Consider the following 15475-nt stretch of genomic DNA (forward strand, 5'->3'; position numbering starts at 1 on the left):
GTCTTTCGTAGGGGGATGGATCAGGCTGCGGTGCGACGTGCACCCAGCTCCTGTTCGATGCGGGCCTCCAGCGGCCGGTCGATGCGGTACAGGAACAGCAGGGCGATCGCGGCGAGGAAGGGAATCGCGCTGTACAGGCTCACGGTCAGGCGTATGCCCTGGGCGACGCCCGGCAGCTGCACCGGTGCCGCCGCGTCATAGCCATGGCCCGCAAGGATCGCGGCAACCAGCGCGCCGCCGATGCTCAGCCCAATCTTCAGTCCGCACAGCATCGCCGAGAAGATGATCGCGGTGGCGCGGCGATGGTTCTTCCATTCGGAGTAATCGGCGACGTCGGCGATCATCGCCCACAGCAATGGCGTGGTGATGCCGTAGAAGAACCCGTGCAGGATGTACGCCATCACCACCGTGCCCACTGCCTGTGGCGGGAAGAACCAGAAAGCCAGCAGGCACAGCGTGGCCAGCAGCAGCGCCGCGCCGAAGGTGTCGCGCTTGCCGAAGCGGTCGGCGAAGGACTTGGAACAGCCGATGCCGACGATCATGAAGATGATGCCGGCCGCACTGAACAGGCTGAACGCCGACGTCGCCGGATCCTTGGGCCAGTGGAATCCCTCCAGGCCCATGCCGCGCAGGGTGCCGTCGACAGCAGCAAGCGCGTGGTTGAAGCCGACCTGCTGGATGAAGGCCGACAGCGCCTGTTCGTCGAGGTAATAGCGGAAGTAGTACACGTACATGCCACCCTTCAACGCCAGGGTGATGAATACCAGGATGGTCAGCAGCAGCATGATCCGCCACGGGCCATTGTTCACCAGGTCCGACAGGTCCTGGCGCACGCTGGAAGACTGCTCCACGGCCGGCAGCACGCGTTCGCGCGTGGTGAAGAAGGTGATCAGGAAGAACACCGTGCCGACCACCGCGAACAACGCCATGGCGTGTTCGAAGCCGCGTGCGCGGTCGCCGTCGCCCAGCACCAGCACCAGCGGCAACAGCAGCACCTGGATGATGAACTGCGCGATCATCACCGCGACGAAGCGCCAGGAAGACAGGCTGTTGCGCTCGGCCATGCTGCCGGTCAACACGCCACTCAGTGCCGAGTACGGCAGGTTGTTGGCCACGTACACCAGCATCAGCAGCGTATAGGTGGCCAGTGCATACACCACCTTGCCCTGTGGGCCGAAATCCGGCGTGCTGAACGCTGCCAGTGACAGCGCACCGAACGGCACCGCCGTCCACAGGATCCACGGCCGGAACCGGCCCCAGCGGGTACGCGTGCGGTCGGCCACCAGGCCCAGCACCGGCGTGAACACGAAAGCACCCAGCAACCCGACCACGAAGATGATCTTGGCCGCCGTGGCCGGTGGTATGCGGTAGACGTCGGTGTAGAAGAACGCCAGGAAAGTCACCAGCGTCTGGAAGATCAGGTTGGCGGCCAGGTCGCCCAGGCTGTAGCCGAATTTTTCAAGGGAGGACAGCTTTTCCGTTGCCTGGTTCATGGATCCTGGAAGCCCGTGGAGCGTGCTGCGTGGAAAGACGCCGCGTCCGCCTGCCCCGGAGTGCGGCGGACGCGGCAAAGCACAACCCTTCCCTGCGCGGCCTAGAAGGAGCCGCGCAGGCCGAGCATGATGGTGCGGCCCGGATCGTAGATATCGTTCACCGCGTTGGAATACCAGAAGTTGGAGCGCTGCGTCTCGCCGGTCAGATTGACCACGTTGAGCGTGATCTGCGGCTTGGACCAGACGTTCTCCAGCGTGTAGCTGGCCGACAGGTCCCACTGCCCGCGCGATTCGCCGATGATCTGGGCATACGGGATGCCCTGCTGGTTCGGCCCGGTGCCGACGATGGCATCGGTATGGTTGTACGACGCACGCACCGAGAACGGTCCGCGCTCGAAGTACGCCGTGGCGTTCCACAGCTTCGGCGCGATGCCGTACAGGTTGCCGGTCAGCTGGTCGGCATCATTGCCTTCGGTGGACAGGTCGATGTCGGTGTAGTTGGCCATGATGCCCAGGCCATCCAGCAGGAAGTCCAGGGGCTGCACCCAGATCAGCTCCCAGCCACGCACGTTGACCGTGGCATCGGCGTTGACCTGCTGCTGCACGATCACCGTCGCCGCGTCCGGGCCGCCGCGTGCGGCGATCGCCGACTGCTGGTCCGGGGTCAGGTCGGCATACGGGATTCCCAGCTGCGAGAACGGGATGGTGTTGGTGCCCTGGTAGGTGTAGCCCTCGATGCGCTTGTTGAACAGGCTCAGGCCGATCATGCCTTCGCCGCCGGTATACCACTCGCCGCCCAGGTCGAAGTTGGTCGACACGTACGGCGTCAGGTTCGGGTTGCCCTGGCTGGCGTTGAGCGCGGACAGGTCGGTGAAGGTGGTGTTGGGCAGCATCGAGCTGGGATTGGGCCGGGTCATGGTGCGTGAACCGGAGAAGCGCAGCACCACGTTGTCGGCAACATCCCATGCCGCGTTGAACGAAGGCAGGTATTCGTCGTAGTCGCCCTTCAGCGTCTGCCACTGGCGCACCCCGGCGATGGTCACCGGGCCGCTGACATCCTGGTCGGTGGTCACGTAACGCACGCCGGCATTGAAGCGCAGCGTGCGGTTCATGACCTCGCCTTCGCCGTTGATCTCGATGTAGGCGCCGAACGTCTTTTCCTCGAAGCCACCGGTGGAGCCGCCGGTGTTGGGACCGGCCGATTCGGGTGCCGAATCGCTGTACTGGCCATAGTTGGTGGCATTCTTGAACGCATCGAAGTCCGCGGTGATGAAACCGTACGGGCCCGGGCGCAGGTAGTTCACCAGGTCGGCGTCGGAGATCTTCGACAGCACTTCGCTCTGCCATGCCTCGCTGTTGTCGAAGCCCTGGATGGTGCGCCTGTTCTCATCGTAGGCCACGCCAACGCGGATGTTGCTGCGGTCTTCGCCGAACTGCAGGTCGGCACGTGCGCCCTTGGTCTCGGTCACGCGCTTTTCGTTCTGCACGTTGACCCGGCCGCCGGCCCAGGTCCAGCCTGCGTTGGGGTCGTTCAGGTCCAGGTCGGTGGTCCAGGTCGGCTCGCTGCCGGTGTTGCTGTACTGCAGCGTGGTGCGCGGCGAGTTGACCAGGATGGTCGGCGATTCGCGGAACATCCAGCTGCGGCTGGCATTGGCCTGCACGTCCAGCTTGATCATGCCCTCGTCGCCGAACAGGAAGCTGGCGCCCGGGTTCACGCTCCAGTATTTGACGTCTTCGATGTACGGTCGCGCTTCGAGGAAGAACTGCGCGTTGCTGAAGGTGGCATCGGTCACCACGCCATTGGCATCGACCTGCATGTTGATCGGGATCATGCCGTCGGCGCCGAAGTTGCGGCCGACCAGGTTGATGTCGATCCGGTCGTTGGTGCGGCGTGCCTTCGAGAACATGGTGTCCAGGTAGAAGCGCGCGTACTCGTTCGGGCGCCATTCCAGCGATGCCACTGCCGCGTCGCGTTCGCGGTCGCCGGACATGTGCACCGGACGGCTCAGGCGCGGGATCAGTGCGTCGCTGATCTGTTCGATGCTCAGCCCGGGGTTGAGCGCCAGCAGCGCGTCCCGGTCGATCAGCGCGCCCGGGGTCAGTCCGGCGCCGATGGTCGAGGCATTGTCCGGCACGGTATTGGGAATCAGCCAGTTGCCACCACCACCGGCATTGCATTCGGCTGGCCGGACCGCACTGCCATCCACGCCAGCCGGCGGCGCCAGCCCGCACTGGGTGTAGTTCAGGCCGGGATTGGTCCAGCCCACCGTCTCATAGCCTTCCACGCCGATCTTGCCGCGCGTGGAAGTCACCCCGACCAGCACGCCGAAGGTGCCTGCATCGTTGGTCCAGCTTCCCAGCACCGAACCCTGCGGCGTCAGCTTGTCGACATTGTCGTTGTAGGTGCCCTGCAGCTGGTAGGTGACGTGCGTCCCCGGCCGATCGAACGGCCGTGCGGTACGCATGTCGACCACGCCGGCGATGCCGCCCTCCGGCAGGCTTGCCTTGGGTGTCTTGTTGACCGTGAGCTGGGTGAAGAACTCGGTCGGGAACAGGTTGAGGTCGACCTCCCGGTTCTGGTTCTGCGCGTTCAGGCCGATCGATGCGGTTGCCACCGGCGCGCCGTTGACCACCGTGGTGGTGAAGCTGTTGGGCAGGCCGCGGATGGCGACGTTGAGCCCTTCGCCGTTGACGTCGCGGGACAGCTGGATGCCCGGGATGCGCTGCAGCGATTCGGCGATGTTCATGTCCGGGAACTTGCCGATGTCCTCGGCGAAGATCGAGTCGGTGAACCCGGTGGAATCGCGCTTGGCGTCGGTGGAGAACTGCACGCTGCTGCGATAGCCGGAGACCTGGACCCTGTCCAGCTCGGTGACCTGCGTATCGGCAGGGGAAGGCGGTGCAGCATCCTGCGCCTGCGGCGTGGTCGCTTCCTGCGCCATCGCAGCGCTGGAAGCCAGTCCAAGCAGCGCCATTCCCAGTGCGCGCGACAACGTGGTTCTTGCGTGACTTCTATGCACCGTAATCCCCTTCCCTCATCAAGTGATCGATGGTCGAGTGCCGCGCTGGCGGACGTCGACCGCGTTGGACTGCTGCATGGGGGCAGGCCCGTTGCTCCGGGCTGGAGGCGATGGTAGCGCTACCAATCGAATGTGCACGCTGCATGGCAACAAAAATGAAACCTTGCCGGCGACAGCCCCTTCCACGCTTTCCCGCCGTTGCAGGCAGATGCACGCGGCAGTGGATTTCCATTTCCAAGCCGTGCTAGTGGTAGCGCTACCAGACAACACCGGAATACCTGTATTTCCATCGTTGTCGGCCTGATTGCCACGCCTGCGCCTGCGCTGTGGCGTGCTGCAACGCGACATCCGCTTCGACCTGCCATGACCGCCCGACGAACACGCAACGGAGTCCCTGTGAGCGAAATCCCTGCATCCGCCCTCCCCGCCCCTGCCCGCGTCGGGCGCTATCGCTGGCGGGTCTGCGCCATGCTGCTGGCAGCGACCACCATCAATTACGTGGACCGCCAGGTGCTGGGCGTCCTCGCTCCGTTCCTGCAGACCGAGATCGGCTGGAACGAGATCCAGTACGGCTACATCGTGACCGCCTTCCAGGGTGCATACGCGCTGGGCCTGCTGTGCGCGGGCGCGATCATCGACCGCTTCGGCACGCGCATCGGCTACGCCATCGCGATCGCGGTGTGGAGCCTGGCTGCAATGGGGCATGCACTGGCGGCCGGCGTGGTCGGCTTCGCGGTCGCGCGCTTCGCGCTGGGCCTGGGTGAGTCCGGCAACTTCCCGGCGGCGATCAAGACCGTCGCCGAATGGTTCCCGCGCCGCGAGCGCGCCTTCGCGGTGGGCATCTTCAACTCCGGGTCGAACATCGGCGCGATCATCGCGCCACTGCTGGTGCCACTGGTAGCCGCCGCATGGGGATGGCAGGCCGCCTTCCTGTTCACCGGCCTGCTCAGTGCGCTGTGGCTGGCAATCTGGCTGCTGTGGTACCGCACGCCCGAACAGCAGCCGGCGCTGTCACGCGCCGAACTGGAGCTGATCCGCAGTGATCCCGCCGAGCCCACCACGCGTATCGCCTGGAAGCAACTGCTCGGCCACCGCCAGACGTGGGCCTTCGTGGCCGCCAAGTTCATGACCGATCCGATCTGGTGGTTCTTCCTGTTCTGGCTGCCGAAGTTCCTGCATGCCGAATATGGCCTGTCGCTGCTGCAGCTTGGCCTGCCGTTGATCATCATCTTCGTGCTGGCCGACTGCGGCAGCATCGCCGGCGGCTGGCTGGCCGGGCGCCTGCTGCGCGCCGGATGGAGCGTCAACCGGGCACGCAAGGGCGCGATGCTGGTCTGCGCGCTGGCGGTGGTTCCGATCATTTTCGCCGCGGGCGCCGACAACCTGTGGCTGGCGGTCGGCCTGATCGGGCTGGCCACGGCCGGGCACCAGGGTTGGTCGGCAAATGTATTCACCCTGCCCTCGGACATGTTCCCGCGACGCGCAGTGGCCTCGGTGGTCGGCATCGGCGGTTTCGCCGGCGCGGTCAGTGGCATGCTGATCTCCACCTTCACCGGATTCCTGCTGCAGAGCACCGGCAGCTATGTGCCGGTATTCCTGATGGCCGGTTCTGCCTATCTGCTGGCCCTGCTGGTGGTGCACCTGATCGTGCCGGCGCTGGCGCCGACCGCGCTCGGCGGCGACGCTGGACCGCCAGTGGCCTGAGCACCTGTCCCAACGCCCTCCCTACCCTTCCTGTTGCTGCCCACGGACGCCATGACTGCCACCACCCGCCCGCTGCACCTGCATCCTGATCGCCTGTTCCCTTCCGACCCGGTCCAGCGCGACATCGCACGCCGGCTGCATGCACAGGTCGTCGGGCTGCCGATCATCAGCCCGCATGGCCACACCGACCCGGCGTGGTTCGCCGGCAATGCGCCGTTCGAGAACCCCACCGAACTGCTGCTGCTGCCGGACCATTACGTGTTCCGCATGCTGTACAGCCAGGGCGTGGACCTGGACAGCCTGGGCATCCCGCGCGCGGATGGTTCGCGGGCGCCGGTCGACCCGCGCCAGGCATGGCGGGTTTTCGCCAGGCATTTCGCCTTGTTCCGCGGTACGCCCTCGTCGACCTGGCTGGCGCAGGTCTTCCATGATGTATTCGGGCTGTCGGTGCAGCTGGACGCCGGGACTGCCGACTACTACTACGACCACATCAACGCCGCCTTGCAGACGCCGGCGTTCGCTCCGCGCGCGTTGTTCGAACGCTTCAACATCGAGTTGATCGCCACCACCGAATCGCCGCTGGACGATCTGGCGCACCACGCCGCCATCATCGACAGCGGCTGGCATGGACGGGTGATCACCGCCTATCGCCCCGACCCGGTGATCGACCCGGAGCACGAAGCCTTCCCCACCGCGCTGCAGCGTTTTGGCGAACTGACCGGCGAAGACGTGCACCGCTGGCAGGGCTACCTGCGCGCCCATCGGCAGCGCCGCGCGTTCTTTGCGGCAATGGGCGCCACCTCTACCGACCATGGACACCCCAGCGCCCGGACGGCCGACCTGCCGCCCGCCGAAGCCGAGCGCCTGTTCGATACCGTGGTGGCCGGCAAGGCCAGCGCAGCGGAAGCGGAGCTGTTCCGCGCCCAGATGCTGACCGAGATGGCGGCGATGAGCGTGGATGACGGACTGGTGATGCAGTTGCATCCGGGCTGCTTCCGCAACCACAACCGTGGGCTGTTCCAGCGCTTCGGCCGCGACAAGGGCGCCGATATCCCGCTGCGTACCGAATACGTGCACGCGCTGAAGCCGCTGCTGGATCGCTTCGGCAACCATCCGGATTTCCGCCTCATCCTGTTCACTCTGGACGAGAGCACTTACGCACGCGAACTGGCCCCCTTGGCCGGCCACTATCCGGCGCTGCTGCTGGGGCCGGCATGGTGGTTCCATGATGCACCCGAAGGCATGTGGCGCTTCCGCGAGCAGACCCTGAGCAGCGGCGGGTTCTACAACACCGTCGGCTTCAACGACGATACCCGCGCGTTTCTTTCCATCCCCGCACGCCATGACGTTGCCCGGCGCGTGGACTGTGCGTTCCTGGCCAAGCTGGTGGCCGAGCATCGCATCGAGGAAGACGATGCCGCCGAGGTGGCCGTGGACCTGGCCTACCACCTGCCCAAGCGGGCGTACCGCCTGTGAGCCGCCCACGATTGCTGTTGCACGTGTCGCTGGCAACGCTGCTGGTCGCTTCGGTCGCGCTGCCGGCCCGGGCCGGCGATCCCGCCGCGGGACAGGACACGGCACCGGCACCGCGCGAACGCCGCCTGCTCGACGAGGGCTGGCGCTTCCACCTGGGCGAAGCCGACGGCCACGGCGCCGGACTGGCCTATGACGTGCGGCCGGTGCTGGAGGACAGCGAGGACGGCAAGGACGCCGACGCGCAGCCCGATGCGGCACAGGCCGTGCAGGCCGATGGACAGGACGTGTTGAAGCCGTGGATCCTGCCCACCGCCAATTACCTGCTGCCCGAGGCCCGTCGCCATGCCCGGCCCAGCGGCAACCCCGGTGGAACACATCCGTTCGTGCAGCCCGGGTTCGACGACAGTGGCTGGCAGCAGGTCAGCCTGCCGCATGACTGGGCCATTGCCGGCCCCTTCCTGGTCGACGGGCCACATGGCGGCATGGGCCGGCTGCCCAGTTGGGGCATCGGCTGGTACCGGCGCACGCTGGACATTCCCGCGAGCGACCAGGGCCGCCGGCTGACGCTGGAAATCGAAGGGGCGATGTCCTATGCCGCGGTCTGGTGCAATGGGCAGTTGATGGGAGGCTGGCCTTACGGGTACAGCTCCTGGGAACTGGACCTGAGCGACTGCCTGCGCGCCGGCGCGTCGAACCAGCTGGCCATCCGCCTGGACAATCCGCCTGCGTCGGCGCGCTGGTATCCCGGCGCCGGCCTGTATCGGCATGTCTGGCTGCGCAGTACGCAGCGCCAGCATGTGGTCGACGGCAGCGTGCGTGTCACCAGCCCGGTCGCCACCCCCGGCAAGGCGCAGGTGCGCGTGCGCGGCGAGCTGCGCAACGACGATCCGGCACCGCGCACCCTGCGCACGGACATCGCGCTGTTCGTCCTGGAAGCAGATGGCCGAATCGCGGACAGGCCGGTCGCGCAGGCGGCATTACCCCCTGCCCGCGTTGCGGGAGGAGCCACCGCAGCCTTCGACCGGTTGCTGCAGGTGGACCAGCCACGGCTGTGGGGTCCGCCACCCAACCAGCAGCCACACCGTTACGTGGCGGTGGCCACGGTGCGTGATGGCGCGCGCGTGGTCGACCGGCATGAAACCCGTTTCGGCATCCGCGACGTGCGCTTCGACCCGACCGGCGGCCTGCAGGTCAACGGCGAGCGGGTGCAGCTCCGCGGCGTCAACAACCACCATGACCTCGGCGCGCTCGGCGCGGCCTTCAACCGACGCGCCGCCGAACGCCAGTTGCAGATCCTGCAGGCGATGGGCACCAATGCAATCCGCATGGCGCACAATCCACCCGCACCGGAACTGCTGGAACTCACCGACCGCATGGGCCTGCTGGTGGTCGACGAGGTATTCGATTCGTGGGAGATGAAGAAGACCCCACTGGACTTCCACCTGGTGTTCCCCGAGTGGCACGAGGCCGACCTGCGGGCGATGCTCCGTCGCGACCGCAACCACCCGTCGGTGGTGCTGTGGAGCATAGGCAACGAGGTGGGCGAACAGTACAGCGAAGCGGACGGTCGGCGCATCGCACGCACCCTGCGTGGCATCGTCCGCGAAGAGGACGAGCGCCCGGTCACGGCGGCGATGAACTATGCCAAGCCGGACATGTCGCTGCCTGCCGAACTGGATGTCATTTCGCTGAACTACCAGGGCGAAGGCATCCGCCAGCAGGCGGAATTCGAGGGCACCGAGCGCATCCGCACCCCGCCGCAGTACGACGCCTTCCGTGCCCGCTTCCCCGACAAGGCGATCCTGGGCAGCGAAACCGCCTCCACCCTGAGCAGCCGGGGCAGTTTCCTGTTCCCGGTCACCCCGCTGGCCACCTCGCCGGTGCGCCAGGGCCAGGGCGGCGACGAGCAGGTCCACCAGGTCAGCGCGTACGAACTGTATGCGGTGGATTTCGGCGTCAGCCCGGACGTGGTGTTCGCCGCGCAGGACCGGCATCCCTTCGTCGCCGGCGAGTTCGTCTGGACCGGCTTCGACTACCTGGGCGAACCCACGCCCTACTACAGTTCCCGCAGTTCCTACTCCGGCATCATCGACCTGGCAGGCTTTCCCAAGGACCGCTACTACCTGTACCAGGCGCGCTGGCGCCCCGACCTGCCGATGGCGCACCTGCTGCCCCACTGGACCTGGCCGGGCCGCGAGGGCGAGGTCACGCCGGTACATGTGTTCACCTCTGGCGATGAAGCCGAACTGTTCGTCAACGGCGTCAGCCAGGGGCGCCAACGCAAGGCGCCAGGCCAGTACCGGCTGCGCTGGGATGCGGTGCGCTACCAGCCCGGCGAACTGCGCGTGCAGGCCTGGCGTGACGGCAAACCCTGGGCCGAGGATCGCGTACGCACCGCGCAGGAAGCCACCCGGCTGCAGGCCGAAGCAGACCGCACGATGATCTCCGCCGACGGCCGCGACCTGGCCTTCATCAGCGTGCAGGTGCGCGATGCCAGCGGACAGGCGGTGCCACGCGATGCCCGCGCGATCCGCTTCCGTGTCGAGGGACCGGCCGAACTGCTGGCGACCGACAACGGTGATCCAACCGACATGACCGCTTTCCCCAGCCCGGTCCGCAACGCCTTCAACGGCAAGGTGCTGGCGATAGTCCGCGCCCTGCCCGGGGCCAGCGGCCGCGTGCACGTACACGCTGAAGCGCAGGGACTGGCGCCTGCGGTCGTGGCGATCCAGCTCCAACCAGGCCCGATGGAGGCATCACCATGAAACGCCCTGCCCTGTTGCACCGGCCACGGCCGGCCCTGCGGCTTGCCGCGCTGCTTTCCTGCATGGCGCTCGCGCCGCTGGCCAGCGCGGCCGCCCCTCCGGCGCACGCTACATTGAAGCAGGCCTATGCCAACGACTTCCTGGTCGGCGTGGCGCTGGACGATGACCAGGTCCATGGGCGCGAAGCCGGTGCGCAGGCGCTGGTGTTGCAGCAGTTCGACAGCATCACCGCCGAGAACGAAATGAAACCCGAACGCCTGCATCCCGCGCCGGATGTCTACGATTTCAGCCGGGGCGATGCGTTCGTGGAGTTCGGCCGGCGCAACGGATTGTTCGTCGTCGGCCACACGCTGCTCTGGCATGTGCAGACGCCGGGCTGGATGTTCACCGATTCGGCCGGCCGGCCGAATACCGCCGAGGTGCAGCTGCAGCGCCTGCGCGACTACATCGATACCGTTGCCGGCCACTACGCCGGGCGGGTACAGGCCTGGGATGTCGCCAACGAGGTCATCGACGAGGACGGCAGCTACCGCCAGAGCCCCTGGCTGACGAATGTCGGCGACGGCGACCGCCTGCTGCGCGAGGCCTTCGCGGCTGCCGCACGCGCCGATCCGCAGGCCGAGCTGTACTACAACGATTTCAATACCTTCAAGCCAGAAAAGCGTGCCGGCATCGTGCGCCTGGTGAAGATGCTGCAGGCTGCCGGCCTGCGCATCGACGGCGTGGGCATGCAGGGGCACTGGGGAATCGATGGGCCTTCCATCGCCGAGATCGAGCAGACCATCGATGCGTTCGCCGCGCTGGGGGTCAAGGTCATGATCACCGAGCTGGACGTAGACGTCCTGCCGCGGCCGGAGATGGCCGATGGACTGGATGCCGACCGCCACGTCGAGCTGCCTGACGATCCGGTCGTCCGCCAGCGCCTGGACCCCTACGCCGACGGCCTGCCAGCCGAGGCCCAGCAGCGCCTGGCCACGCGTTATGCCGAGCTGTTCGCGCTGTTCCAGCGCAAGCGCGATGTGATTGGCCGGGTCACTTTCTGGGGCCTGCATGACGGGCAATCGTGGAAGAACGGCTTTCCGGTGAAGGGGCGCACCAACCACCCGCTGCTGTTCGACCGCCACCTGAAGCCGAAGCCGGCACTGGAAGCCGTGATCCAGGTACCTGCAGCCTCCGCCGCGTCGACCCGGTAGAGCAGGTCCATGGCCCGCTGCCGTTGGATCCGGCAGCGCGCAGGGCATCGCCCCCTGCCCGCAGCGGGGCAGCGTAAGTCTTCCGTAAGAATCCCCGGAGAACACTGCGCGTGTCCTTCCGGAACCTGTCCCCATGCTCAGATATGCCATTGCCACCACGCTGTTGTTGTCCACCTCCGTCGCCGCGCAGGAAGCGCCCAGTACCGAAGCCGTGCTCGCCGAACGTGCCGATGACCGCTGGGAAATCGGCATCGGCGTTGTCGCCAGGGACAGTCCCTACGCCGGCGAAGGAACCCGCATCCGCCCGTTCCCGATGGTCCGCTTTGAAGGCCAGCGTTTCTTCTGGCGCGGCCTGTCCGGTGGCCTGCACCTGTACAAGGGCGAATCGTTCGGCATCGATGCGGTGGTGTCCGGTCGCTTCGATGGCTTCGACATCGATGACCTCGGCCGCACCGAACTGGCCCGGAACGGCATCGATGCCCGCCTGCTGTCCGACCGCGACGATGCGCTGGACCTGGGCCTTGCGTTGCGCTGGGAAGGCCGCGCCGGCGAGCTGACCGTACGCGCCCTCGCGGATGTGACCGATACCAGTGGTGGCTACGAGCTGGGCGCCGACTATGCCTATCCGCTGCAGCTGGGCAGGACCACGCTGGTGCCGGGCGTCGGCGTGCGCTGGCTGTCCGACGACCTGGCCAACTATTACCATGGCACACTGGACGAGGAGATCCGCCGCGGCGTGGTTGCCTACCGCGCCGATGCCGCCGTGGTGCCGCAGGTCAGCCTCGGCTTCCAGCGCCCCCTGTCGCGCAGCTGGAAGCTGTCCGGTGGGCTGCAGTACCAGTTCCTGCCTTCGGAGATCACCGACAGCCCGTTGATGGAGCGCGACGTCAGCGGAAGTGCCACGTTCCGCCTGGGCATCAGCCGCAGCTTCTGACCCCTTCCGCCGATGTCGCAGGAACCGATGACCGAAAGCACCCGACAGCTGCATGGACGGATCGCACTGGTGGAAGACCATGTGCGCTTGTCCGTGCTGGTCAAGCGCGGGTTGGCCGGCATCGGCATCGCCGCCGATGTATTCCCCACCCTTGCCTCCGCCTGGCATGCGGTGGGCGACCAGCCCTATGCGGTGGTGGTGGTCGACCGCGGGCTGCCTGATGGCGATGGGCTGGAGCTGGTGCGCTGGATGCGTGCGGCCGGCAACACCACGCCCTGCCTGATGCTGACCGCGCGCGATGCATTGCACGACCGGGTGGACGGGCTGGATGCCGGCGCCGACGACTACCTGGCCAAGCCATTCGCCATCGAAGAACTTGCCGCCCGGGTGCGGGCGCTGATGCGTCGCCCCGCCGAGCTGCGCGACCCGCGCCTGGCCCACGACGACCTGAGCCTGCGGCCCGAGGACGGCAGGCTGTGCCGTGGCGACGAATCGGTAAGCCTTGCACCTGCCGAGCTGCAGATCATGATCTGCCTGCTGCGCGCCGCCGGCCAGGCGGTCCGCCGTGGCACGCTGGAGGCCGCCGCCTGGGGCATGGGCGACGCGGTGACCCCCAATGCACTGGACGTGGCCCTGCACCGGCTGCGCCGGAAACTGGCCGCGATCGAATCGCGGCAGGCGCTGGTGAACCTGCGCGCACACGGCTATGCGCTGAGGGCTGGCGATGCGCCTGCGCCCCCTTAGCCTTGCCGCGCGCCTGGTGCTGGCCAGCCTGCTTGGCATGGCAGCGGCGATCGGCGTTGCGTTCATGGTGATGTCCGACGGCAAGTGGATTTCTTCGCCAGGCAGGGTGATGCGCATCGAGTTGGCCGATGAGGTGGCCGACATCGCCAAGGTAATGCGGCCCGCAGCCGATGGCGCGCTGTCGGTCGTGCTGCCCGAGCGCATGGTCAGCATGTACGACGCCATGCCACGGGATGCGGCTTACATGGTGCTGGACACGGCCGGCACGGTGCGTGCACAGAGCGTTCCCGGGCCGGCACGCGAGGTGCTGCAGGCCATGTCTTCCGGCAACGGCTTCGCCACGGCCTACCTGCACCACCCGGAGCTGATGCTGGGAACGCTGGAACGCGACGTCGTCCAGGACGGGCAGACGTACACCATCCGGGTGGCCCAGAGCCGACGCCTGATACTCACCCTGAAGCGTTTTGCGGGCGAGCTGTACCTGCGCTCGGCTGCGATCAACTCATTCCTGGCGCTGCTGACCTTCGCCGTGGTGGTCTACCTCACGGTGCGGCGCATGCTCCGCTCGGTGCGCGAGGCATCTGCCGAAGCGGCCCGGATCGGCCCCGGCACGCTGTCCGCACGGCTGCCCACCGACCGCGTGCCGACCGAGCTTGCGCCGATGGTCAGCGCATTCAACGGTGCCCTGGCGCGGCTGGAAACCGGCTTCCGCGTGCAGCAGGAATTCCTGGCCTCGGCCGCGCACGAGCTGAAGACACCGCTGGCACTGCTGCAGGCACAGATCGAACTGGAAGATTCACCGAACAAGGCCGACCTGCTGCGCGACACCGCGCTGATGGCGCGCATCGTGCACCAGCTGCTGCATCTTGCCGAGGCCAGCGAAGGCCACAACTATGGCTTCGCCCAGGCCGAGCTGGCGCCGGTACTGCTGGAGGCACTGGAATACCTGCAGCGCGCCGCGCAGCGACGCGGGGTGCGGCTGGAGCATGCCATCCAGGCTCCGCCACGGCGATTGCAGATGGATGCCGGCGCGGTGTTCGTGCTGGCCAAGAACCTGATCGAGAATGCGATCAACCACGCGCCGCCGGGCAGCGTGGTGCTGCTGTCCTGCGACGATTCGGGTTTCCGCGTGTGCGACCAGGGCTCCGGCGTGGCAGCCGGCGACCAGCCACACCTGTTCAAGCGCTTCTGGCGCGGAAACTGCGACGGCGATGGGGCTGGCCTGGGCCTGGCGATCTGCCAGCAGATCTGCCACATGCATGGCTGGACAATCCGCCATGAGCCCCCCGCTGCCGGCAACGGCGCCTGTTTCGTCGTTGAGCTGGGCCCGCCTGGCAAGGCATTGGCCGCCCATGGGCCGGATCCGGACCCCGGCAGGGGCTGAACGGTCGCTCCGGCGGTGACCCGCGTTCGCGTGTAAAATCATGCGTTTTGCACCCTAGATAATGGCCAAGCCGTCTTCCCGGGGCCCTGTCCCGGGGCCGACGATCATCCGCCAGCTGGCGCAGCTGGCCGCCAGCCCCCTGCCGGCATCCAGCCCTTCGGTGCCTGACCGGCTCAGCCAGTGGTTCGACTGGAACCGGGCCGTGGCGCTGCAGGGGGCACTGGATGGCCGGCTGCCGCCGGCAGAGGCCGACGCGGCGTGCTTCGATGCAAGCGAAGAGGCCGACTGCGCGCGCATCCGCACCGAAATGGGCACGCTGGTGGCACGGACCGCGATGGCGCTTGGCGACGCCGACCACGAGGCCTGCCGCACACACTACCTGTCCGTACAGCGCTCCCTGCAGGCCGCGACCGGCCGCCTGCGCGGCCGCCTGCGCGACATGCTTGCACAAGGCACGCCGACCCAGGCACGCCTGGCCCAGGTGGACGCCCTGCTGGAACAGGTCCTCAGCCCGCGCGAATCCAGCCTACTGGCAGGCATTCCGCTGGCGATCCGCCAACGGGCCGAGCGGCACGCCACGGCGGAATCCCCGCACGGCGATATCGCCGATGGTGCGGCCGCCACCGCGGCCGGCCCTGCCCCGGGCCAGCACCACACCGCATTCGTGCGCGAACTGCAGGCCCTGCTGCAGTCCGAACTCGAGCTTCGTTTCCTTCCCATCGACGGGCTGCTGTCTGCCCTTCGCACCCACTGATCGGGTTT

General features: G+C 67.2%; 10 protein-coding genes. 8 read left to right on the forward strand and 2 right to left on the reverse strand.

All coding sequences use genetic code 11. From position 1 onward, the window contains the following. Positions 1-20: 20 nt before the first annotated feature. Complete coding sequence (locus H4O11_RS04955; protein ID WP_182338229.1) at positions 21-1493, reverse strand: MFS transporter; 1473 nt, start codon at positions 1491-1493, stop codon at positions 21-23. A gap of 101 nt (positions 1494-1594) precedes the next feature. Next, on the reverse strand, positions 1595-4513 hold the full coding sequence (locus tag H4O11_RS04960) for a TonB-dependent receptor (RefSeq protein WP_182338230.1): 2919 nt from the start codon (positions 4511-4513) through the stop codon (positions 1595-1597). A gap of 396 nt (positions 4514-4909) precedes the next feature. On the opposite strand from H4O11_RS04960, the gene H4O11_RS04965 reads away from it, so the two are divergent. The 8 genes from H4O11_RS04965 (at position 4910) to H4O11_RS05000 (ending at position 15467) form a co-directional block, all read left to right on the forward strand. Next, positions 4910-6217 (forward strand): MFS transporter, encoded by a 1308-nt coding sequence (locus H4O11_RS04965; protein WP_182338231.1) that lies wholly within the window; start codon positions 4910-4912, stop codon positions 6215-6217. A 51-nt stretch (positions 6218-6268) separates the two neighbouring features. Further along, positions 6269-7693 (forward strand): glucuronate isomerase, encoded by a 1425-nt coding sequence (gene uxaC, locus H4O11_RS04970; RefSeq protein WP_182338232.1) that lies wholly within the window; start codon positions 6269-6271, stop codon positions 7691-7693. A 23-nt stretch (positions 7694-7716) separates the two neighbouring features. After that, positions 7717-10458 (forward strand): beta-galactosidase GalB, encoded by a 2742-nt coding sequence (gene galB, locus H4O11_RS04975; protein WP_425506004.1) that lies wholly within the window; start codon positions 7717-7719, stop codon positions 10456-10458. Beyond that, positions 10455-11651, forward strand: a complete 1197-nt coding sequence (locus H4O11_RS04980; protein ID WP_182338234.1) for an endo-1,4-beta-xylanase — start codon at positions 10455-10457, stop codon at positions 11649-11651. Before galB ends, H4O11_RS04980 begins: the two co-directional genes overlap by 4 nt. 133 nt (positions 11652-11784) lie before the next feature. Continuing rightward, positions 11785-12585, forward strand: coding sequence for a MipA/OmpV family protein (locus H4O11_RS04985; protein ID WP_182338235.1), 801 nt, complete (start codon positions 11785-11787; stop codon positions 12583-12585). A 27-nt stretch (positions 12586-12612) separates the two neighbouring features. Continuing rightward, on the forward strand, positions 12613-13329 hold the full coding sequence (locus tag H4O11_RS04990; protein ID WP_182338236.1) for a response regulator transcription factor: 717 nt from the start codon (positions 12613-12615) through the stop codon (positions 13327-13329). Further along, positions 13310-14713 (forward strand): sensor histidine kinase, encoded by a 1404-nt coding sequence (locus tag H4O11_RS04995; RefSeq protein ID WP_182338237.1) that lies wholly within the window; start codon positions 13310-13312, stop codon positions 14711-14713. Before H4O11_RS04990 ends, H4O11_RS04995 begins: the two co-directional genes overlap by 20 nt. Before the next feature lie 61 nt (positions 14714-14774). Beyond that, positions 14775-15467: a DUF3348 family protein gene (locus H4O11_RS05000; protein WP_182338238.1), complete on the forward strand. Its 693-nt coding sequence runs from the start codon at positions 14775-14777 to the stop codon at positions 15465-15467. Positions 15468-15475 lie beyond the last annotated feature (8 nt).

The organism is Stenotrophomonas tumulicola (assembly GCF_014117215.1).
Lineage (GTDB): Bacteria > Pseudomonadota > Gammaproteobacteria > Xanthomonadales > Xanthomonadaceae > Stenotrophomonas > Stenotrophomonas tumulicola.

Coding starts and splice junctions, on each gene's coding strand:
- H4O11_RS04990 (WP_182338236.1), top strand. CDS start 12,613: ATGACCGAAAGCACCCGACAGCTGCATGGACGGATCGCACTGGTGGAA.
- uxaC (WP_182338232.1), top strand. CDS start 6,269: ATGACTGCCACCACCCGCCCGCTGCACCTGCATCCTGATCGCCTGTTC.
- H4O11_RS04985 (WP_182338235.1), top strand. CDS start 11,785: ATGCTCAGATATGCCATTGCCACCACGCTGTTGTTGTCCACCTCCGTC.
- H4O11_RS05000 (WP_182338238.1), top strand. CDS start 14,775: ATGGCCAAGCCGTCTTCCCGGGGCCCTGTCCCGGGGCCGACGATCATC.
- H4O11_RS04980 (WP_182338234.1), top strand. CDS start 10,455: ATGAAACGCCCTGCCCTGTTGCACCGGCCACGGCCGGCCCTGCGGCTT.
- H4O11_RS04955 (WP_182338229.1), bottom strand. CDS start 1,493: ATGAACCAGGCAACGGAAAAGCTGTCCTCCCTTGAAAAATTCGGCTAC.
- H4O11_RS04995 (WP_182338237.1), top strand. CDS start 13,310: ATGCGCCTGCGCCCCCTTAGCCTTGCCGCGCGCCTGGTGCTGGCCAGC.